Raw genomic sequence first — 20,527 nt, forward strand, 5'->3', positions numbered from 1 at the left:
ACGGGTTCGCCGCAGACGCGAACGAAGCCGTCGCGAGGCCTCAGCGCTCGTGCAGCGCCTTGTACAGCGCGTTCGCGCTCGCGCCGGTCAGCTCGGCCACGACCGTCGCCGCCGGCCGCGCCTTCGCGCCCGCGTCGACCAGACGGCGCAATGCCTCCAACGCCGGGCCGAGGTCGGTCTCCTCCGCAGGCGCGCCGCCGATCACCACGACGATCTCCCCGCGCGGGTCCTCGGAGGCGTAGCGCTCCGCCAGCTCCGACGCCGAGCCGCGCACGATCTCCTCGTGCAGCTTGGTCAGCTCGCGGCAGACCGCCACCGCGCGCGCCCCGTCGACCTCCGCCAGGGCGTCGAGCGAAGAAGACAGACGGCGCGGCGACTCAAAGGCCACCAGCGTCTCCCTCGCCCCCCGGAACAAGGCCTCCAACTCGCCTCGCTTGCGCGGCAGGAAGCCCACGAAACGCCAGGTCGTCGCCGGCAAACCCGAGGCGACAAGGGCGGTCAACGCAGCGGACGGCCCCGGCAGGACCTCCACCCCGATTCCCGCCGCCACGCACGCCTGGACCAGCAGAAACCCCGGGTCGTTGACCAGCGGCATGCCCGCGTCGCTGACCAGCGCCACGGTCTCCCCGGATTGCATGCGCGACACCAACTCGCTCGCGCGCGAGGCCTCGTTGTGCTCGTGGTAGCTGACCGTCTTGGCCACCACGCCGTACTTGTCCAACAACACGCGCGTGCGGCGCGTGTCCTCGCAGGCGACCACGTCCGCCGACCGCAGCGCGCTCAGCACCCGCAGCGTGACGTCCTCCAGGTTCCCGATCGGGGTGGGACAGACGACGAGCGACCCAGACATCAGGACACGCCGGCCAAGTCCATCGCCAGCAGCCCCGCGCCGACCATCCCGGACGCGTCGCCGTAGCGCGTCGGCACGATCCGCACGCGGTCGCGCGAAGGCAGCAGCGCCCGCTCGGCCACCACGCGCCGCGCCGGCTCAAGGAGCATGTCGCCGGCCGCGATAACGCCGCCGCCGACCACGATCACCTCGGGGTTGAGCACGTTGACCACGTTGGTCAGCCCGATGCCGAGGTAGCGCCCCATCGACGCGACCACGTCACGCGCGACCGGATCTCCGTCGTGCGCCAGCTCGGTCGCCAGCGCGCCCGTGATCTCCCGCCCCGCCGACCGCGCGCGGCCGAAGCCGGAGTCCGGCAGCTCCTCGGCCGCCCGCCGCGCCGCCCGGCCCAGGGCCGAGCCGCTGACGAGCATCTCCATGCAGCCGCGGTTGCCGCACGTGCACAGCGGCCCGTCGGACTCGATGACCATGTGGCCCCACTCGCCCGCGCCGCCGTTGGCGCCGTGCACGACGGAGCCGTCCACGACGATCCCGCCGCCGATCCCGGTCCCCAGCGTCAGCAGCGCCGCCGTCTGGGTGCCCTTCGCCGCGCCGAAGCGGTGCTCGGCGGCAATCGCCGCGTTGGCGTCGTTGTCGACCGCGACCGGCACGCCCAGCCGCTCGGCCATCACGTCCCGGAACGCCACGTCGCGCAAGGGAAGATGCACCGTCGTCGCCGCAACGCCGGTCTGAACGTCAACCAATGACGGGATCCCGAACCCCACCGCCAGGAGCTCCCGGCCCGCCGCGACCTGCACCTCCTGCACGGCTTCGACCAGCTGATCCAGCAGCTCCTCGGACCCCCTACCCTCGCGTGCCAGCCGGAAGACGCGGTGGCGCACCTCGAGGTCGGGTTCGACGACGCCCGCGAGCAACTTGGTGCCCCCGAGATCCACACCGATCACGCACCCGGCGGACATGACCCGTCACCCTAACGCCTGGATGTCGACCCCCTCCGACCCACCCGAGTACACGAAGTACCGCGCCGCCCCGGCGTTCCTTCGGCGTGGGCCCAAGGACGGCGAGTCGCTGCTCGACGACCTGACCGAGGCGCCGCCGCGTCCGGGCGAGCGGCCGCGGCCCGGCGAGGAGGATCCGGACCGCCGCGAGCCCGGCCGTCGCCGCCCGCGCCTCCCTGGCCTTCCCCGCCGCCGGCGACGCGGCGTCCGCGGTCCGATCACCCCCGGCCGTGTCATCAAGTACCTCGTCCTGGCCGCCATCGCCTGGCTCGGACTGAGCCTCGTCCTGTTCCTGATCTCCGCGCAGATCCAGCAGGGCGACCTCAGCGGCGACGTCTCCCTCGGGGGCGCCGGCTTCCCGCTCACGAGCCCGAATACGGTGCTCGTGCTCGGCTCCGACACGCGCCCCAAGGGCTCCAAGGAGCCCGGCGCAGAGACCAGCGGCACCGGCCGCAGCGACTCGATCATGCTGATGCGCGTCGGCGGCGGCAAGAACGCGCGCCTGTCCATCCCGCGCGACACGATCGTCGACATCCCCGGCCATGGCCGCAACAAGATCAACGCCGCCTACGCCTTCGGCGGCGCCGCCCTTGCCACCGAGACGATCGAGAACTACCTCGGGATCCAGGTCAACCACCTGATCGAGGTCAACTTCGAGAACTTCCCGGACCTGATCGACGCCATGGGCGGCATCACCTACGACGGCGGCTGCGTCGTCTCCAAGATCAACGGCGGGTACAAGAACGGCGGCTACACGCTGCGCCTGAAGAAGGGCAAGACCCACATCGACGGCAAGCAGGCGCTTGCGCTCGCCCGCACGCGCAAGAACCTCTGCAACCCGGCCGAGAACGACCTCACCCGCGCGCGCCGCCAGCAGAAGATCCTCTCCGCGATGAAGTCCCGCCTCGTCTCGCCCGGCGCCTTCATCCGCATGCCCTGGATCGCCTGGAACACGCCCAAGGCGCTGCGCTCCGACATGTCCGGCCCGACCCTCCTCGGCCTCTTCGGCGCCCTGGCCACCTCCGGCTCGCCGACGCCCCGCGTCCTCAAGCCCGACGGCGCCGAGACCGCACCCGACGGCGGCGCGGGTCTCCACGTCTCAGACGCGGAGAAGCAGCGCGAGGTGCAACGCTTCCTGAAGGGCTAGGCGCGGGCGGCGCGGCGCGCCGTCGATCGCAGTGCCGCGTCGTTGAGTGCGCGCCCGACGATCGCAGCCGCCGCGCAGAACGCCGTGAACGCTCCCAGCAACGACAGACCCAGCCCGAGTCCGAGTCCCGTCTCGTACGCGCCCGGGACGCTGGAGAGCAGGGTGCCGGGAAGCTCCCAGGCGAGGCACGCGGTGACCAGCGCCGCGAGACCCGCGGCCATGACGGCGGCCGTGACCCGGCGCAGCAGCGCTGCCGCGGCCAACAGGGCCGCCACCACGAGGACGACCATCGCGCCGTGGTCGAAGCCGCCGACGGACTCGACCTCGTTCCACGGCGACGTCCGCACCCGGCCCCACGGCAGCACCGTGCCGGCGGCCATCAAGGACGCCGCGACCAGCAACGCGTCACGAGCTCCGCGGGTCACCCGGTGAACACTACTGCGCGATACGGCCGCCGGCCAGCACGATCAGGTGCATCAGCTCGCGCCGCAGCGACTCCGAGGCCGGCGTCCCGGTCAGCACCGTCTGGTGCCCGTCCAGGACGGTTCGCGCCCGGAGCTGGCCGCGCTGGTTGTGCCACGCGACGTTCAGGTCGCCCCATGTCGTGACCTGCGATCCCATCGGATCGTTCAGCCCATCTGTGTCGGCCATCCGCGAGAACGTCACGGTCCGGCCACCACGCGTCCACGTCGCGCTCGCCACTCGACGCCCGCCGAGCGTGTCGATCCGCCCGCCGACCGCATGCCAGCGCCGCGGCGTGAAGTCGGGCAGCCCGGGTGGCGGCGTCGGCGACTCGACGGGCCTGATCGCCGCGTCCGCGACCTGGATGGCGTCCGTTCGGATCGACCGCTGGTGCAGCCCATAGGCGACCAGGGCGGTGAGGACCACTCCGGCGATGAACGGAATCGCGCGGCTCATGCCGCGCGAGCCTACTTCTTGGCGGACTTCTTGTCGCCCGACTTCGACGAGGACTTCTTCTCGGCCTTGGGCTTGGCGGGAGCGTCAGAGGACGACGACTTCGCCGCGTCGGCCTTCTTCTCCGCCTGTTTGGCCTCGTACTTGTCGGCGCCCGACTCGGCGGATTCGCGCAGCTCGCGGTTGCGGCGCTTGGTGCCGTAGTCGGTGTTGTAGAAGCCCTTGCCCTTGAAGTGGACGGCGACCGGGTGGAAGACGCGCTCGACCGGCTCGCCCGTGTCCGGGTCGTGCGTGAGCGGGTCGTCGGTCATGCGCTGCATGACCTCGAAGGTCGTTCCGTTCGGGCGTCGGTATTCGTAGATGGGCATTGGCACTCCCAGTATACGAGTGCCAGCGAACGATTCGCCGGTGTGTCAGCGGAAGGTCGAATCGGGCGCGCGGCGCGCTCGGGTAACGTGGCGCGCGTGCCCACCCAGGACATCGTGACGTTGGACAAGATCGTGGCGCTGTGCAAGCGCCGCGGCCTGATCTTCCCTGCTTCGGAGATCTACGGCGGCATCGCCAACACCTATGACTACGGTCATTACGGCGTCCTGCTCAAGCGCAACGTCATCGACGCCTGGTGGGACGCGATGCTCCAGGACCGCGACGACATCGTCGCGCTGGACTCCGCGATCATCCAGAACCCGCGCACGTGGGAGGCCTCCGGCCACGTCGGCGGCTTCACCGACCCGCTCGTCGACTGCCGCTCCTGCAATCAGCGCTTCCGCGCCGACCACGTCAACCCCGACGAGATCTGCCCGGCGAAGGCGACGCTCCCCAAGGACCAGGACCGCCGCCACGACTTCACCGAGGCGCGCGAGTTCAACCTGATGTTCGAGACGACGGTCGGCCCCGTGAAGGACACGGGCTCCACGGTCTACCTGCGCCCCGAGACCGCGCAGGGCATCTTCCTGGACTTCAAGACCGTCCTGACCTTCGCCCGCCGCCGCCCGCCGTTCGGCATCGCGCAGGTCGGCAAGTCGTTCCGCAACGAGATCACGCCGGGCAACTTCATCTTCCGCACGCTGGAGTTCGAGCAGATGGAGATGGAGTTCTTCGTCCCGCCGGAGCAGGCGCCCGAGTGGTACGACCACTGGAAGGCCGCGCGCCTGCAGTGGTACGTCGACCTCGGCATCCGCCCCGACCACCTGCGCCTGCGCGACCACGACCCGGACGAGCTCAGCCACTACTCCAGCGGCACCGCCGACGTCGAGTACGACTACCCCGGCACGATGGGCTGGTCGGAGCTGGAGGGCATCGCCAACCGCGGCGACTTCGACCTGACCGCCCACGCCAAGGCGTCGGGCAAGGACATCGAGGTCGTCGAGCCCGACGGCCGCCGCTACGTCCCGCACGTCATCGAGCCCGCCGCGGGCGTCGGCCGCGCGCTGCTCTCCTTCCTGATCGACGCCTACGACGAGGAGCAGGTCGCCGACGGCGACGTCCGCACGGTCCTCAAGCTCCACCCGCGCCTGGCGCCGGTCAAGGTCGCGGTGCTCCCGCTGGTCAAGAAGGACGGCCAGCCGGACCTCGCGCGCGAGGTGCAGGCCAAGCTGAAGCCGCTGATGCAGACCGAGTACGACGAGGGCGGCTCGATCGGCAAGCGCTACCGCCGCCAGGACGAGATCGGCACGCCGTGGTGCGTGACGATCGACCACGAGTCGCTCGAGAACCGCACGGTCACGGTCCGCGACCGCGACTCGCTGGCGCAGGAGCGCGTGGCGATCGACGACCTGCCGGGTCTGTTCGCGACGCGCCTGGCGTCGCCGTGGACCTCGCCGAAGCTGAAGGGGTAGAACCGCACCATGCCCGCATTCGAGATCGGCCTGATCACCCAGCACGGCGGCACGCCGCGCGACGAGCAGGCGCGCGCCGCGCTCGCCTCCGCCCTGCCGGACGACGCGATCGTCTCCGAGACCGACGCCGATGGGGTCTTCACCGTCACCGTCGAGGCGGACGACCTCGACGACGCACTGACGATCGCCTGGGACGCCGTCGCCGCGTCCGGGACCGACGACCACCTGCTCTTCCTCGAGCACGCGGACCTGCCGGAGCACTGGCGCTCCAAGAGCGGCGCGCCGGGCGACCTGCCCGGCTCGCTCTAGGCTCCGCGGCGCGCGATCAGGACGCCAGGCGCGGCTCGGGCGCCCACGGGGCGTCCCCGGCCGCGCGCAGCTGGCGGGCCAGCGCGCCCGCCCGGGAAGTGCGCCGGGCGATCATCCAGCCGAGCGTCGTCGGCTGGTAACAGGGCTCGGGCCGCGGCTCGACCGCCGCGGGCACGGCGCGCACGAAGCCCGCCACACGCGCGACCGAGAGCTGGAACGCCGCGTCGTCGCCCTGCAGGCGGCCCGGCTCCTCCAGCTCGCGCAAGCTCATCGGCCGGCCTTCGGCGGCCAGCACGCACAGCAGCTCGCGGGCGACGCTGCGGTAGGGATCGGGTCGCTCGGCGGTCATCGGGGCGGACGCAAGACTCCACTCCAATGGTTCGGTTGTCCACACCATGTGCCGGATCTGCACGGGTTCCCGCACGTTGCGCGCAACTTCAGGGCCGGGATGTGGAGGTTCGGGCGCTTTGCGGGCTTTTCTGCCGGACCGTCAAGGCCGGATGTCGAGGCCGGGCACCAAACGGTCAAGGGCTCCGGGCGGCCGTCGATGGGGAGCTTGGATGGGTGTCTTGCCGGAGCACGGGATCTCGCGCAGCCTGCGCGTCGCGGTCAGGGTCGCGACGGCGGCGGCGTTCGCCGTCGTGCTCGCGCTCGCGGTGGTCGACGGACGTGCCGGAGCGGTGCTGGAGCGCTGGGCGCCCGCCACCGTGGCGCTCATCGCCGCCGCCGTCGTCACCGCCCGCGCCGTCGCGATCGAGCGCGAGCGCCGCGTCTGGGCCCCGCTGGCGCTCGGCCTCGGCGTCGCCGGCGCCGGATCGCTGTTCACCACGACGCCCAGCGACCTCGTTTGGCTGGCGACGACCTCCGCGACCGGCCTCACGGTCGTCGGCCTGATGCGCCGCTCGTTCGTCCGCGCGCCCGCGTCGACGTGGATGGACGGCGTCATCGCCACGCTGACCTTCGCCGCCGCCGGGATCGCGGTCGTGCAGACCGGCCGGCCGCTCGGCGACCTCGCGTTCGTCGTGATCGTCCTGGCGATCACCGCGATGTCCGGCTGGCATCCCGGGCTGCGCTGGCTGCTGATCGGCGCGGCGATGCTCGCGTGGTTCGCCGCCGACGCGCTCCCGGCGCAGGCTGCGCCGCTGTGGCCCGCCGGCCTCACGCTGCTCGCCGTCGCCGCCTGGACCCGCGCTCGCGACGCCGCCGGCACCGTCACCGCCGACGGCATCCGCGTCCTGCTCCTGCCCGCCGGGTTCAGCGTCGTCGCGCTCGGCCTGCTCGTGCTTGACCACGTGACGGCGCTGAACGCCGTCAGCGTCGCCCTCGCCCTCTCCGCCGTCCTCGTCGCGCTGGCGCGGACGACGATCACGCTGCGCGAGTACCAGCTCCTCGCCGAGGCGCGCCACGAGTCGCTGACCGACGCGCTCACCGGCCTGCCGAGCCGCCGCCACTTCCACCGCCGCCTGTCGGCGACCCAGCGCGAGGCCGAAGCCGAGGGTCTCCCCTACGCGCTGCTGATCTTCGACCTCGATCGCTTCAAGGAGCTCAACGACACGCTCGGCCACGCGGCAGGCGACGCGCTGCTGCAACTCGTAGGACAACGGCTCACGCGCGCGCTAGCTGAGGACGACGCGCTCGTCGCGCGGCTCGGCGGCGACGAGTTCGCGGTCCTGCTGCCGCCGGGAACCGAACGACCGCAAGCGCTCACCGCCGGCGCCACGGTCGTGGAGGCCGTCGCCCAGCCGTTCGCGATCGACGGCCTCGCGTTGGACGTCGGCGTCAGCGTCGGCGTCGCGCTGCACCCCGAGCACGCGACCGAGGGCGGCGAGCTGATGCGCCGCGCCGACGTCGCCATGTACCTGGCCAAGGGCGCGGGCGGCGGCGTGGCGATCTACGACGCGGCGCGCGACCTGCACACGCGCGACCGCCTCGCGCTCGGCCAGCAGCTGCGCGACGCGCTCGACGGCGACCAGCTCGAGCTCTTCTTCCAACCGAAGGCCGATCCGCAGCTGGGCCGCGTCACCGGGATGGAGGCGCTCGTGCGCTGGCGCCATCCGGTCAACGGCCTGCTGGCGCCCGCCGACTTCCTGCCGCTGGCCGCGCGCTCGGGGATCATGGGCCAGATCACGCGCCACGTGCTGGCGACGGCCATCGCCCAGCTCGCCGCCTGGCGCGGTGCAGGCCTGAGCGAGCTGACCGTCGCGGTCAACCTCGCCGCCGGCGACCTCGCCGACGAGACGCTGCCGGACGACGTCCTGGCGCTGCTCGACGTCCACGGCGTCCCGCCGACCGCGCTGACGCTGGAGGTCCGAGAGGACGGGCTCGTCGCCGGGGCGGGCGGGGACGAGGTCGTCGCCGCCACGCTCGATCGCCTCGCCCGCCGCGGCGTGGCGATCGCGCTGGACGACTACGGCACCGGTCGCTCGTCGCTCGTGCACCTGCGTCGCCTCCCGGTCTCCGAGCTGAAGGTCGACCGCAGCCTCATCGCGGGCCTGACCACCGACGAGGACGCCAGCGCGATCGTCCGCACGACGCTCGACCTCGCGCGCTCGCTGCGGCTGCGCGTCGTCGCCGAGGGCGTCGAGGACGAGGCGACCTGGGGCGCGCTCGCCGCCCTTGGCACCGACGCCATCCAGGGCCATGCCCTCAGCCGCCCGCTGCCTGCCGCACAGGCGACCGCGTGGCTGGCCGCGCGCCGCGACGGCGCTGTTGCCCGCGCCGCGCTGCCCGGCGAGCGGTTCACGCGCGGCCGATTGCGCACCCAACCCTGACCATTTCCGCCATTCCGGGCGCGCGGACGCTCACATCCCACCCATCCGCCCGTTGACCGGGTCAACAGCGGCTGACAGGGTGCTCGCGTGCTCCGGTCCAAGACGCTGCTCGTGCTGCTCCTCGCCCTGCTCGGCCTGTCGGCTCCGGCCGGTGCCCAGGCCGCGACCGTCGTCGCCAACGGGAACCTGCCCGACAGCGTGGTCGATCGCGACGGCGTCACGCACGTCGTCTGGAACGAGGACCGCCCGGGCCAGGCGGACGCCACCCACTACTGCCAGATCCCGCGTGGTGGCACCGGCTGCACGAACGCTAAGACGTTCATCCCGCAGCCCGACCAGACCCTCAACTCCGACTACGAGGGCCCGAAGGTCATGATCTCGCCGTTCGGCGAGGTGCTCGTGCTGACCCACCGCTGCTGCGGCCCCGTCCTGGGCCAGGCGGACGCCAACATCCTCTACCTCTCCGACGACGGCGGCGAGACGTTCGACACCGGCAACCCGATCGGCACGGTCGAGCCGGGCGAGCCGTCCGCTCCGCAGTCGGCGCTGCTGGACGGCGCCGGGCGCCAGGTCATCACGATCAACGGCCCGACCGAGGGCCCGAGCCTGCAGGCCCAGCCGATCGCGCCGTTCGGCGGCGGCGCTGCGCCGTTCACGCCCGACAACCAGAAGGCGCGGCTGGCGACCGAGTACGGCTACGACCCGTCGGTCGTGCAGCCGGACGCCACGACCTTCGTCGCCGCCTGGTCGAACCTCGGCGGGACGCGGACGACGATCCGCACGCTGAAGTGCCCGGCGAGCCCATGCCAGTCGAGCTTCATCAACAACGTGGCCAACTGGGGCGCCCCGGTCACGGTGCCCGACGCCGAGTTGCCGCGGCTGACGACGGGCCCGAGCGGCACGTTCCTGATGTACCGCTCGACCGCCCAGGGCGACACCTACAACAAGTACTACGTGCGCACGGTCAGCGGCGCGGCGGTCAGCGCGCCGCGCCTGGTCAGCGACGGAACCAGGGCGAACAACCTGCGCGACGTCGGCCAGGACGCCAACGGCCTGCTCCACGCGCTCTACACCGACGCCGATAACGCGCTGGCCTACCGCGCCTCGGCCGACGGCGGCATCACCTGGGGCGACAAGCAGACGCTCGCGCCCGCCGACTACTCGATCGCCCACCCGCGCGTCACCGTCCGCCAGCTCGCCGACGGCTTCTCCGGCATCGCGCTGTGGGAGTCTCAGAACGGCGGCGAGCAGAACCCGCGGATCTTCCTGGAGGGCCTGCCGGACCCGAGCATCTCGCTGAAGGTCACGCCGCCGCCCGGCCTGCCGCCGATCCCGGGCACCAACCCGGCCCCGCCCGTCCCGCCCGCGGCCTGCCGCCTGCTCTCCTTCGCCGCGGTCGACGTGATCGCCGACGTCTGCCTGCAGAAGTCCGGCGACACCTACACCGCCACGGGCGGCCTGAGGATCAATGGCCTGCGGGTCGAGCTGGGCAGCGGCAAGCTCAAGTTCAACATCAAGGAGCGGACGATCGACTCGTCGGGCGCGTCGGTGACCGTCAAGCTCGGCGACACCGTCCTGTTCAAGCGCGCGATCGACATCACGCTGCCGAAGGGGTCGACCGCCTCGATTGGGACGTTCGACGTCAGCGGTGGCGGCGACCTGCTCGGCTTCCCGTTGAAGGGCAGCGTGGACATCAAGTTCCGCGGCGGCGGCGTGGAGGTTCCCGTCCACCTCGCCCTGCCTGCGCTGTTCGGCGGCGTCACCGGCGACCTGACCGTGCGCGCCGACAACGTCGCGGGCGTCCACCTGCGCGAGCTGCACGTCAAGGTCGGCGACGCGCTGATCGGGCCGCTGGAGATCAAGGACCTGTTCTTCGACTACGACGCCGACAGCTCGTCGTGGCAGGGCGGCGCGAACGTGATCCTGCCGCCGCAGCCGCCGGGCCCGTCGCTGAAGGCCAACGTCGGGTTCGTCAAGGGCGAGCTCGACCACCTCGGCGCCGAGCTGACGCTGCCCGAGCCGGGCGTGATCCTCGACCCGTTCGCGGTCACCCACCTCAAGAAGATCCGCTTCCAGCTGAACACGCAGCCCTCGCTGCGGCTGTCGGGCGGCGTGACGATCAACGCCGGGCCGACGATCGCGGGCGTCGCGGCGCTCGGCATCGACGGCGACCTGACGTTCACGCTCGGCGACCCGGCGATCTTCCGCGTCGACGGCCGCGTGTCGCTGGTCAGCATCCCGCTGGCGACCGCGTTCTTCGAGCTGCGCACCAACGGCTACATCGCCTTCGGCGGCCACCTCGGACTGGAGGCGTTCGGGTTCTCGGCCTCCGCCGACCTCAGCGGCTGGCTGTTCAAGTCGGACTTCAACGTCGGCGCCAAGGCGCAGATCTGCCTGGGCGACCTCGGCTGCGAGGGCGGCGAGGTCGTGTTCAGCAGCGTCGGCTTCGCGGGCTGCGCGTACACGACGCTCGCCGACTTCGGTGCGGGCTACAAGTGGGGCGAGAGCATCGACCCCATGTTCACGGGCTGCGACGTCGGGCCCTACAAGGCGACGGCGGCCGCGGCGCAGGCGGGCGGCGCACGGTCGGTCTCCTTCGGCCAGGACCTGCCGACCGGCGTGGTGGCGGTGACCGGCCAGGGTGCGCCGCCGCACGTCGCGCTGGTCGGGCCGGGCGGCGTCCGGATCGAGGACACGCCGGGCACGAAGGCCGAGACGCCCACCTCGATCGCCTTCCACGACCCGAAGACCAGCACCACGTACTTCCTGATCAAGAAGCCGGCGGCCGGGTCGTGGTCGGTCGAGCCGCTGGCCGACAGCGCGCCGGTTACCGGCGTCCACTCGGCCGACGGCATCGACGACCCGAAGGTGACCGCCGGCGTCAAGCGCGCCGGCGCCGGCTCGCGCTCCCGGGTCTTGTCCTACAACGTGGCCCCGCGCCCCGGCCAGAAGGTCACCTTCGCCGAGCAGGGCACCGGCGCCGCCAAGCCGATCGGCGGCACCGCCAAGGAGGGCAACGGCACGATCCGCTTCACGCCCGCCGACGGCCCCGGCGGCACCCGCAAGATCATCGCCATGGTCACCAGCTACGGCAAGCCGCGCGCGCAGCTCACGGTCGCAAGCTACACCGCTCCGCCGCCGCCCAAGCCCGCGACGCCCAAGAAGCTGAAGGCCCGCCGCTCCGGGACCAAGTTGATGGTCTCGTGGTCCTCGGCCGCCAACGCCAAGCGCTACGAGGTCCGCGCGACGCTGAGCGACGGCCGTCGCCTGCTCGTCCGCGGCAAGGCCACCAAGCTGACGATCCCCGCCTTTGCGACCAAGGCCCGCGCGACGATCACGGTCGTGGGCCTCAAGGCCGACGGCACGCGCGGCAAGAAGGCCACGCTGAAGGTCGCGGCCAAGAAGGCCAAGAAGAAGACGACGAAGCGCTAGACGATCAGCGCGGCCACTGCCAGCGTGCCGGCGTGCACGGTCTGGCGGTGGTCGCGTTCGGGCTCGGCCAGGATTCGCAGCGCCAGGCCGTCACCGAGGCCGAAGAGGATCTCGGCGATCGCCTCCGGGTCGGCGCGCAGCTCCAGGACGCCCTCGTCCTGCTTGGCGGCCAGCCGCCCGGCGACGTGCTCGCGCGTCTTGCGGACGAGCTCTGAGAACTCCGCCGCGATCTCCGGGTTGCGTCGCGAGAGCGTGAACGCCTCGAACGACAGCGTCAGGAACTCGGTGTCCTCGCGCAGCATCTGGTCGAGCGTCCGACGGAGCATCGCGATGAAGTCGCTCGCCGACGACGCGGTCGCCAGCTGCTCGTCCAGCGCGGCCATCCGCAGCTCGGTGTCGCGCTTGACGACCTCGGCCAGCAGACGCTCCTTGGACCCGAAGTAGTAATGCAACAACCCGCGTGAGACGCCCGCCTCGCGCGCGACGTGGTCAAACGTCGACCCCGCGACCCCGCGCAGCGCGACCGACGCCCGCATCGCGTCGACGATGCGCTGCGCCTTCTCCCCGCTGAGGGAGCGCTGGGTCGCGGCCTCCATGACCACCGATCCTAGCTGGCCAGCCAGCCCGCTGCCGCCGCCGGGCGAGATACACGAAGGGCGCCCCCGAAGGGACGCCCTCTCGCAAACCGGGTGTGACGTGGCTTACGCCGCGGTCCCCGCGGTCGGCGCCGCGGACGGGGCCGTGGTGGAGGTGTAGTCGAACTCCTCCTCGGCGCCGAAGAGCGCGTCGAGGACCTTAGAGCGCAGGTCCGCGCTGAGCGCGAGCGCCAGGCCGGCGCCGACGCCCAGGAGCAGCAGCTTGCGGCCGAAGCCGCCCTTGCGCTTCTTGGCCTTCTTCGGGCTCTTGCTGAGCGACGCGCCAGCGTCCTTCAGGGCCTCGGCAGCAGCCTGGAGGTCCTTGTGGAACTTCTTGTCGTCGGTCAGCGTCTTGGACACCGCCTTGCCGTTGGCGAGGCGATCGTAGGCGTCACGGGCCGCCTCAAAGGCGACTCGGACGTTGTCCCGGATCTCATCGTCCTCAACAACGCGCTGGACGTAGGGGTTCGCGCGGGCCGCCTCGACGGCGCCGACGGCCGCGGCCGCCTTCTTCTTCTTGGCCATGCAGGTCCCTCTTGTGGGTCGGGGTCGGGTCTGAAGCTCTTCGGCGAGCATACCCGCCGTCAGGGGGATGTCACGCAGGCGATTCCAAGGCGGTGTCGAGCACGTCGTCGATCTGGTCGACCCACACGAACGTCAGCTTCTTGCGCAGGTGCTCGGGGATGTCCTCGGCGTCGGCCTCGTTCAGCGCGGGCGCGACGACGGTCCGGACTTCGTTGCGCTGCGCGGCCAGCGCCTTCTCCTTCAGCCCGCCGATCGGCAGCACCTGGCCGGTCAGCGTGATCTCGCCGGTCATCGCGACCCCTTCACGCACGGTCCGGTGCGAGATCAGCGACGCGAGCGCGGTCGCCATCGTGATCCCGGCGCTAGGGCCGTCCTTCGGGGTGGCGCCGGCGGGCACGTGGACGTGGACGTCATGGTCGGCGAACCAGGCGTCGTCCAGCTCGGGCGCGACCGCGTGCGCGTTGGCCTTCACCCACGTCAGCGCGGCCTGCGCGGACTCCTTCATGACGTCGCCGAGCTGACCGGTGAGCAGCAGCTTGCCGGACCCGGGCGTGGCGCTGGCCTCGATGAACAGGACGTCGCCGCCGACCGGCGTCCACGCCAGCCCGGTCGCGACGCCCGGCGTCGCGGTCCGCCGCCGCGTCTCGTTGTGGACCTTCGGCCGGCCGAGCAGCTCGCGGACCTCATCCGGCCCGACCGCGCGCTTCTTCGGCTTGGTCGATCCGTTGCCCTCGGCGATCTCCCGTGCGACCTTCCGGCAGACCGTCCCGATCTCCCGCTCCAGCCCGCGCACGCCCGCTTCGCGCGTGTAGTCGCCGACGATCCGCCGCAGCGCCTTGTCGCCGATCGAGATCCAGGACTTCTTCAGCCCGTTGCGCTCGATCTGGCGCGGCACGAGGTAGCGCTTGGCGATCTGCAGCTTCTCGTCCTCGGTGTAGCCCGCGAGCTGGATGACCTCCATGCGATCGCGCAGCGGCCCCGGGATCCGGTCCAGATCGTTGGCCGTGCAGATGAACATGACCTTGCTCAGGTCAAACGGCACGTCGAGGTAATGGTCTCGGAACGTCGCGTTCTGCTCGGGGTCCAAGACCTCCAACATCGCGCTCGACGGATCGCCGCGGAAGTCCGCGCCCATCTTGTCGATCTCGTCGATCATGAACAACGGGTTGTCGGAGCCCGCGTCGCGCAGCGCGCGGATGATCGTGCCGGGCATCGCGCCGATGTAGGTGCGGCGGTGGCCGCGGATCTCGGCCTCGTCGCGGACGCCGCCGACGGAGATCCGCTCGAAGTTGCGCCCGAGCGCGCGCGCCACTGATCGGCCGAGCGACGTCTTGCCGACGCCGGGCGGGCCCGCGAAGCAGAGGATCGAGCCGCGCGCGTCCGGCTTCAGCTTGCGCACGGCCAGGAACTCCAAGATCCTGTCCTTGACCTGCTCGATGTCGTAGTGGTCGGCGTCGAGCACCTCGCGCGCGTGCGCGAGGTCGAGGTCGTCGTCGGTCGACACGCCCCACGGCAGCGACGCGATCCACTCCAGGTAGCCGCGGACCACGCCGTGCTCGGCGGCCTGGGTCGGGAGCTGCTCCAGGCGGTGCAGCTCGCGGTCGACCTGCTTGCGGACGTCGTCGGGCAGCGCGACGTCCTCGAGCTGCTCGCGCAGGTCGCGCGCCTCCTCCAAGGACTCGTCGAACTCCCCGAGCTCCTCCTGGATCGCCTTGAGCTGCTGACGCAGCACGTACTCGCGCTGGCCCTTGTCGATCTCGGACTGGACCTGGTTCTGGATCTCGGAGCCGATCGAGATCACGTTCAACTCGCGCGCGAGGGCCTCGGCCAGGCGCCGCAGCCGCTTGGCGACGTCGACCTCCTCGAGCAGCGCCTGCTTCTCCTCGGTCGGCAGCCGCAGCGAGCCCGCGATCAGGTGGCTGAGCGTCGAGGGGTCGTCGATGTTGGCGACCGCGAGCTGCAGCTCCTCGGGCAGGTAGGGCACGTGCTCGACGATGCTCGTGAACGTCTCCTGGACGTTGCGCGTCAGCGCGGTCAGCTCCGGCGAGTCCTCGACGACGTCGGGGAGCTCCTCGATGTCTGCGACCAGGTACGGCGTCTCGCGAACCCAGTCGGAGATCGTGACGCGCTGGGCGCCCTGAACCAGGATCCGCAGCGTTCCGTCAGGGATCTTGATCATCCGCGCGACCGACCCGACGACGCCCACGTCGTACAGGTCGGCAGGCCCCGGGGTCTCCAACTCGGGGTTCTTGGCCGCGACCATCACCAGCAGGCGATCGCCGGCCAGGACGTCGTTGACGAGCTCGATCGAACGGGGCTGACCGATGGCCAGCGGGGTCAGCGTGTCCGGGAGCGGGACGGTCTCGCGCAGCGGCAGGACCGGCAGCGTCGTGGGCACGCGGCTGCGCTGTCCCACCTCGACCTGACGACCGCCGCCCTCGGCGCTGATCTCGATCACAGTCCTCGACTGTACGCGAACGACGCCTGCCAGTAGGATCGCGCGGCGCGCTGGGAGGCCGCCATGTGTCGTCAGGAGAAGCGACCATGTCCCGGGTTGTTCGTAGTGCCTTGCTGGGTTGGGTGGTGGTGGCGGCGTGCGCGTTTGGCGTGGCGCCGGGCGTCGCGCTGGCCGCGCCCGACCTCTCGCTCTCGCGTCTGAGCTGCCATCCGGAGAACGCGATCCCGCCCTTGCTGGGCTCGACGCGCCCGGGTGACTACGTCGTCTGCCAGCTCAAGGCGGCCAACATGACGTCGGACATCGCCTACGCGGTGACCGCCGAGATCTCGATCCCGTCGTCGACGACGTTCGCGCCGCTGCCCAACGCGCAGGGGGTTCCCCTGCCGGCGGGCGCGCCGACGAAGGTCTACTTCGACACCACCAAGCTGGGGTTGATCGACGCGTCCAACCCAAAGCCGGCGACGATCCGACTGCGGGTGGCCGACGGCGCGCTGCCGGGCACGCCGATCCAGCCCGTGGCGACCGTGATGGATCCGGCAGCGACGACGTACGTCACCGAGGCCAACCTGCTGTCGGTGATGCCCCAGCGCGCGGACCTGACGCCGACCGACACGGTCTGCGTCAAGGCGGCGCCGGTCGGCGACGGCAAGGTGCGGCCGGGCGACAGCATCGACTGCACGATCCGGGTGCAGAACAAGGCCTTGCGCGAGGACGCGGTCGACGTGTCGCTGAACGCCGGGATCCCGAACGGGACCGAGCGCGTGGCAGGCGGCAACGAGTCGCTGGTGTTCGGGCCGTCGATGACGTGGTACTCCAGCGTGCTGGCCGGCGGCGCGCCGTCGGGCACCGTGGCGACGCCGGACCTGCGCACGCGCCTGCGCGTGTTGCCGACGACGCTCGGCGGGACCGTGTTGTACGTGACGGGCACGTTGTCGTGGAAGAACGCGTTGAGCGGCGATCTCGACTCGACCGGCGTCGGCTCGGGCCCGATCCCGATTACGCCGGGGCCGGCGTCGCTGACGGCTTCGACGCTGGCGTGCGCCGACGACGATGGGCCGCCGCTGGTTGCCAATGACCTTGTCAACTGCACGGTGGTCGTGCGGCCGGCGGCCGGCCATGAGGACCTCGCCGACGCGGGCGGTGGCGCCGACGTGGTGGCCTTGACCGACGCGGTGACGCCGACGAACGCGACCGGCAAGATCGGGCTGGTCGGCGTGAGCGGGACGATCGCGGCGGGGACGCAGCGCAGCGCGATCTACCGGCTGCGGGTGGCGTCGAACGCCGTGGCCGGCAACGTGATCGTGCCGACGGCGGTCGTGACCGGACGCTCGGCCGACAGCGACGACGCGGTGAGCCAGCCGCTGGTTGGCAACCAGCTCGTGGTGGGTGCCAAGCCGGTGGTGGCGACACCGGGCAAGGCGGTGACGCCTGCGGGCACGGTCGCTGCGGCGGGAACGACGACGACCTCGCGCGGGCCGGTGATCTGCGGGTCCAAGCGGGTGGTGGTGGTCAACGTCAAGCCGCCGAAGGGCAAGAGGTGGAAGTCGGTCGCGTTCACCTTCGCCAAGAAGACCGTTAAGGGCAAGAAGGCGACGGGGACGCGCGGCAAGAAGGGGTACTTCACCGCCAAGCTCGTCTTCCAGGGGCTGCCCAAGGGCGAGCTGAAGGTCGCGGTCAAGGGCGTGACGACGAAGGGCAAGACCGTGAAGTCGTCCCGGACCTACCACCTCTGCACGAAGGCGTAGGCGTTGGTCTTGCGCGAGCGCTAGGTCTCGTCGACGACGTCGATCGGGACCCGGCGCGAGCGCGGCCCGGCCTGCACGAGCGGCAGCTCGACGCGCAGGATGCCGTCGCGGTAGGTCGCGCGGGCCTCGTCGGCGACGACGTCGGCGCCGAGCGGGATGACGCGGCGAAACGGGCCGAAGTCGATCTCGAGCTGCTGGTAGACGCGGCCTTCGGAGTCCGCCGGGCGGCGGTGCCCGGCGATCACCAGCTCGCGGCCCTCGATCTCCAGGCCGATCTCGTCAGGGTCGATCCCGGCCAGCTCGGCGTGGACGACCGCGCGCGGCGGCTCGCCTTCGTAGAAGACGTCGACGGCCGGTGAGAACCCGCCGCGGTGCCGCGGGCCCAGGACGCCCCCGCCGAAGACGTCGCCGAACAGCTCGTCCATCTCGCGGCGCATCCGCTCGAAGTTGGCGAAGAGGTCGCGCTCGGGAGGCACGCGACGAATGTACCGCGCGCGACGGTGAGCGTCGCTCAGACCTCGTACACGGCGCCCTCGCGGGCGACCGAGACGGGCCCTTCGAACGTGCGCTCCGCCTCGCGGCGGGCCCACAGCTCGTCCATCTCGTCGGAGAAGTGCGTGATCACGAGGCGGCCGACCTTCGCGCGGCTGCCGTGCTCGCCCGCTTCCCCAGGCGTGAGGTGGCCGCGGACGCCGTCGCGCTCCGGGCGCGGCAGCGTCGCCTCGATCATCAGCAGGTCGGTGTTGGCGGCGAAGCGGACGAGCTCGTCGGTCGGCGCGGTGTCGGCGCCGTAGGTGAAGCGGCCGCGGCCGTTGACCGTCGAGCGCACGTCAACCGCGCAGGTCGGCAGCCAGTGCGGGACCTCGTGGAAGGTCAGGTGCAGCGTGCCGACGTCGAGCTCCTCGCCGGGCGCGTACTCATAGATGTCGAACGCGTTGTCGACCAGGTCCTCGGCGCCCCACGAGCCGACGATGCGGCGGAACGTCTGGCGCGCGCCGCGCGGGGCGTACAACTTGGGCTTCTTGGGCTCTTGCGTCCCGGGCCAGCGGTCGACCGGCACCGGCTGCTGACGCGGCGCGTAGGTCAAGGCATAGGCGTACGGAACGAGGTCCAGGAAGTGGTCGGCGTGCAGGTGCGAGATCACGATCGCGTCCACCGCCAGGTAGTCGCGATAGCGCCGTAGCTTCGAGAACACGCCGTTGCCGCAGTCGAGCAGCACGAACGTCCCGGCCTCCTCGACCAGGTACCCACTGCAAGCCCCGCCGGCGTCCTGCCAGGCGGGCGATTTGCCCAGCACGGTGATGCGCACCCCAGACCCCCTCTCTCCTGTGCGCGGAAGCGTAAACCCGCGCGCACTGTTACGCGATCTCGCAGCACTCGCGCCAATCCACGCACAACGCGTTCCGCTCCGCCGAACCGGCCGCAACGTGGCTCGGCCCGATGCCGCCGTTCCCCTCCATGAAGGCCAAACGCCTCCTCGCGATCCTCACGCGCGAGCCGCTCAACTACAGGGTCGCCCGACAGCGCGGCAGCCACCGCTGGATGGTCGCGCCAGGACGCGAGCCGTTCCCGTTCGCCTGGCACGACCGACGCACGCTCGCCCCCGGCGAAGTCCGCGAGGTCCTCGTCTGCAAAGTCGGGCTTGATGAGGACGAGGCCCGAGATCTACTGTAAGTCACGCCGATGGAACCGATCGAGATCACATACCGCCACGAGGCCGGCTATGGCTGGTACTCCTCCTCCCCGGACCTGCGCCAACGCCACGGCTGCGGTCTGAGCGCCGGGGGCGACAACTTCGAGGAGGCCAAGGCCGAGGTCGAGAGCGTCCTGCGCTGGGGGCTCGAGGACGAGTCCCTCCAGTTCACGCACTGTGTCCGCGAGGACTCGATCGCGCAGTACGTCGCCGAGCACGCGTCGGCGGGGCAGAAGACCGCGGCCTAGAGCTAAGCCACGGCCGTCAGCGCGCGGCCGGTCGGCAGCGAGCGGGCGGCGGCGCGGAGGGCTTCGATGACGTGGTCGACGGCGGGGTCGGACTCGCCAAGGCGGACGACGGCCCCGATGCGGCGGGCCGGGGGCTGGCCGCGAAGAGGGATGATCGCGACGTCGGCGCGGAGGTTGGCGGTGGCCAGCGAGGGGATGAGCGCGATGCCGACGCCGGCGGCGGCCATGCCTTGCAGCGCGGGGTAATCGTCGAAGGCGAGGCGGATGTCCGGCTCGAAGCCGGCGTCGCGGCAGGCGCGCAGGATGATGTTGGAGTCGGCGCAGGTGCCGGCGACGTCGGGCATCAGCCAGCCCTCACCGGCCAGCTCCTCGAGGCCGATCGACGCACGCGAGGCCATCGGGTGGTCGTTGCCCACGACCACGTACAAGGGGTCGTCGCAGAGGTGGACGTGCTCGACGCCCGGGCGCACGCCCATCGGCAGCAGCTCGGAGTCGATGATGGTGGCAATGTCCAGGCGATCGGTCAGGAGCATGTCGATCGCGTCTTCGGGCTCCATCACCTTGACCTCGAGCCGAAGGTCGGGACGGCGCGCGCGCAGGTCGCGCGTCGCGCCCGGCAGCAGCCCGCCCGCGAGCGTCGCGAACGCCCCGATGCGCACCGTCGGCCGTCCGGCGCCCGCGGCCTCGCGGACGTCGTCCTCCGCACGGCGCGCCGCGTCCAGCAGGGCCGCCGCGCGCGTCAGCAGCAGCTCGCCCGCCGGGGTCGGATGCACCCCGCGCGCGTCGCGCTCCAGCAGCCGGACGCCGAGCGACGCCTCCAGCCGCGACACGTGCTGGGAGACCGCCGGCTGCGTGTAGCCGAGCGCCGTAGCCGCGTCGCTGAACGACCGGCGCTGGGCCACCTCGCGGAACGTCGTCAGGAGCTTCAGGTCGAGCATCACGGAACATGATCCCAGCTAGGTC

20 protein-coding genes are annotated in these 20,527 nt (G+C 71.6%); 8 read left to right on the forward strand and 12 right to left on the reverse strand.

The genetic code is table 11. The features are described 5' to 3' along the window. Positions 1-40: 40 nt before the first annotated feature. Positions 41-850: a 16S rRNA (cytidine(1402)-2'-O)-methyltransferase gene (rsmI, locus tag ACT01A_RS10985; RefSeq protein WP_445152293.1), complete on the reverse strand. Its 810-nt coding sequence runs from the start codon at positions 848-850 to the stop codon at positions 41-43. Next, entirely contained in the window at positions 850-1,809 is a 960-nt protein-coding gene (locus tag ACT01A_RS10990) for an ROK family protein (protein WP_445152294.1), read from the reverse strand. The genes rsmI and ACT01A_RS10990 overlap by 1 nt, the downstream gene beginning before the upstream one ends. A 22-nt stretch (positions 1,810-1,831) precedes the next feature. Here ACT01A_RS10990 and ACT01A_RS10995 point away from each other — a divergent pair, with 22 nt between their 5' ends. After that, complete coding sequence (locus ACT01A_RS10995) at positions 1,832-2,995, forward strand: LCP family protein (RefSeq protein WP_445152295.1); 1,164 nt, start codon at positions 1,832-1,834, stop codon at positions 2,993-2,995. On the opposite strand, the gene ACT01A_RS11000 is transcribed toward ACT01A_RS10995, so the two are convergent. Genes ACT01A_RS11000 through ACT01A_RS11010 form a run of 3 tightly spaced genes read right to left on the reverse strand, consistent with a single transcriptional unit; the run spans position 2,992 to position 4,278 of the window. Beyond that, a complete protein-coding gene (locus ACT01A_RS11000) occupies positions 2,992-3,420 on the reverse strand; it encodes a hypothetical protein (RefSeq protein ID WP_445152296.1) in 429 nt (142 codons plus the stop codon). The two genes, ACT01A_RS10995 and ACT01A_RS11000, sit on opposite strands and share 4 nt — an antisense overlap. A gap of 10 nt (positions 3,421-3,430) precedes the next feature. Further along, on the reverse strand, positions 3,431-3,913 hold the full coding sequence (locus ACT01A_RS11005; protein WP_445152297.1) for a hypothetical protein: 483 nt from the start codon (positions 3,911-3,913) through the stop codon (positions 3,431-3,433). An 11-nt stretch (positions 3,914-3,924) separates the two neighbouring features. Further along, complete coding sequence (locus tag ACT01A_RS11010) at positions 3,925-4,278, reverse strand: FmdB family zinc ribbon protein (protein ID WP_445152298.1); 354 nt, start codon at positions 4,276-4,278, stop codon at positions 3,925-3,927. A gap of 96 nt (positions 4,279-4,374) precedes the next feature. Between ACT01A_RS11010 and ACT01A_RS11015 the strand changes: the two genes are divergently transcribed. Together ACT01A_RS11015 and ACT01A_RS11020 are read left to right on the forward strand one after the other, a co-directional pair. Then, positions 4,375-5,748 (forward strand): glycine--tRNA ligase, encoded by a 1,374-nt coding sequence (locus ACT01A_RS11015; protein WP_445152299.1) that lies wholly within the window; start codon positions 4,375-4,377, stop codon positions 5,746-5,748. A gap of 9 nt (positions 5,749-5,757) precedes the next feature. Next, positions 5,758-6,057: a hypothetical protein gene (locus tag ACT01A_RS11020; protein WP_445152300.1), complete on the forward strand. Its 300-nt coding sequence runs from the start codon at positions 5,758-5,760 to the stop codon at positions 6,055-6,057. A gap of 16 nt (positions 6,058-6,073) precedes the next feature. On the opposite strand, the gene ACT01A_RS11025 is transcribed toward ACT01A_RS11020, so the two are convergent. Beyond that, entirely contained in the window at positions 6,074-6,406 is a 333-nt protein-coding gene (locus tag ACT01A_RS11025; RefSeq protein ID WP_445152301.1) for a hypothetical protein, read from the reverse strand. 211 nt (positions 6,407-6,617) lie between these two features. Between ACT01A_RS11025 and ACT01A_RS11030 the strand changes: the two genes are divergently transcribed. Continuing rightward, positions 6,618-8,828 carry a putative bifunctional diguanylate cyclase/phosphodiesterase gene (locus ACT01A_RS11030; protein ID WP_445152302.1) on the forward strand — a complete coding sequence of 737 codons (2,211 nt, stop codon included), beginning with the start codon at positions 6,618-6,620 and terminating at the stop codon, positions 8,826-8,828. Positions 8,829-8,915: 87 nt separating this feature from the next. Next, positions 8,916-12,260, forward strand: coding sequence for a hypothetical protein (locus ACT01A_RS11035; protein WP_445152303.1), 3,345 nt, complete (start codon positions 8,916-8,918; stop codon positions 12,258-12,260). On the opposite strand, the gene ACT01A_RS11040 is transcribed toward ACT01A_RS11035, so the two are convergent. From ACT01A_RS11040 to lon, 3 genes are all read right to left on the reverse strand, one after another. Further along, on the reverse strand, positions 12,257-12,856 hold the full coding sequence (locus ACT01A_RS11040; RefSeq protein WP_445152304.1) for a TetR/AcrR family transcriptional regulator: 600 nt from the start codon (positions 12,854-12,856) through the stop codon (positions 12,257-12,259). The two genes, ACT01A_RS11035 and ACT01A_RS11040, sit on opposite strands and share 4 nt — an antisense overlap. Positions 12,857-12,961: 105 nt before the next feature. Next, positions 12,962-13,420 carry a hypothetical protein gene (locus ACT01A_RS11045; protein WP_445152305.1) on the reverse strand — a complete coding sequence of 153 codons (459 nt, stop codon included), beginning with the start codon at positions 13,418-13,420 and terminating at the stop codon, positions 12,962-12,964. Positions 13,421-13,490: 70 nt separating this feature from the next. Continuing rightward, entirely contained in the window at positions 13,491-15,878 is a 2,388-nt protein-coding gene (lon, locus tag ACT01A_RS11050; RefSeq protein ID WP_445152306.1) for an endopeptidase La, read from the reverse strand. An 86-nt stretch (positions 15,879-15,964) separates the two neighbouring features. On the opposite strand from lon, the gene ACT01A_RS11055 reads away from it, so the two are divergent. Further along, positions 15,965-17,623 carry a hypothetical protein gene (locus tag ACT01A_RS11055; protein ID WP_445152307.1) on the forward strand — a complete coding sequence of 553 codons (1,659 nt, stop codon included), beginning with the start codon at positions 15,965-15,967 and terminating at the stop codon, positions 17,621-17,623. A gap of 20 nt (positions 17,624-17,643) precedes the next feature. Here ACT01A_RS11055 and ACT01A_RS11060 read toward each other — a convergent pair whose 3' ends face one another. Together ACT01A_RS11060 and ACT01A_RS11065 are read right to left on the reverse strand one after the other, a co-directional pair. Then, positions 17,644-18,099 carry an Hsp20/alpha crystallin family protein gene (locus ACT01A_RS11060; RefSeq protein WP_445152308.1) on the reverse strand — a complete coding sequence of 152 codons (456 nt, stop codon included), beginning with the start codon at positions 18,097-18,099 and terminating at the stop codon, positions 17,644-17,646. A gap of 35 nt (positions 18,100-18,134) precedes the next feature. Further along, the gene (locus ACT01A_RS11065; protein ID WP_445152309.1) at positions 18,135-18,932 is read right to left on the reverse strand and encodes an MBL fold metallo-hydrolase; all 798 of its coding nucleotides are present in this window, start codon (positions 18,930-18,932) and stop codon (positions 18,135-18,137) included. 149 nt (positions 18,933-19,081) lie between these two features. Between ACT01A_RS11065 and ACT01A_RS11070 the strand changes: the two genes are divergently transcribed. Both ACT01A_RS11070 and ACT01A_RS11075 read left to right on the forward strand, forming a co-directional pair. Then, complete coding sequence (locus ACT01A_RS11070) at positions 19,082-19,297, forward strand: type II toxin-antitoxin system HicA family toxin (RefSeq protein WP_445152310.1); 216 nt, start codon at positions 19,082-19,084, stop codon at positions 19,295-19,297. Between the two features lie 9 nt (positions 19,298-19,306). Beyond that, positions 19,307-19,564: a hypothetical protein gene (locus tag ACT01A_RS11075; RefSeq protein WP_445152311.1), complete on the forward strand. Its 258-nt coding sequence runs from the start codon at positions 19,307-19,309 to the stop codon at positions 19,562-19,564. Between the two features lie 2 nt (positions 19,565-19,566). Here ACT01A_RS11075 and ACT01A_RS11080 read toward each other — a convergent pair whose 3' ends face one another. Next, on the reverse strand, positions 19,567-20,502 hold the full coding sequence (locus ACT01A_RS11080; RefSeq protein ID WP_445152312.1) for a LysR family transcriptional regulator: 936 nt from the start codon (positions 20,500-20,502) through the stop codon (positions 19,567-19,569). Positions 20,503-20,527: the final 25 nt, after the last annotated feature.

The sequence above is a fragment of the Baekduia sp. Peel2402 genome (assembly GCF_052567285.1).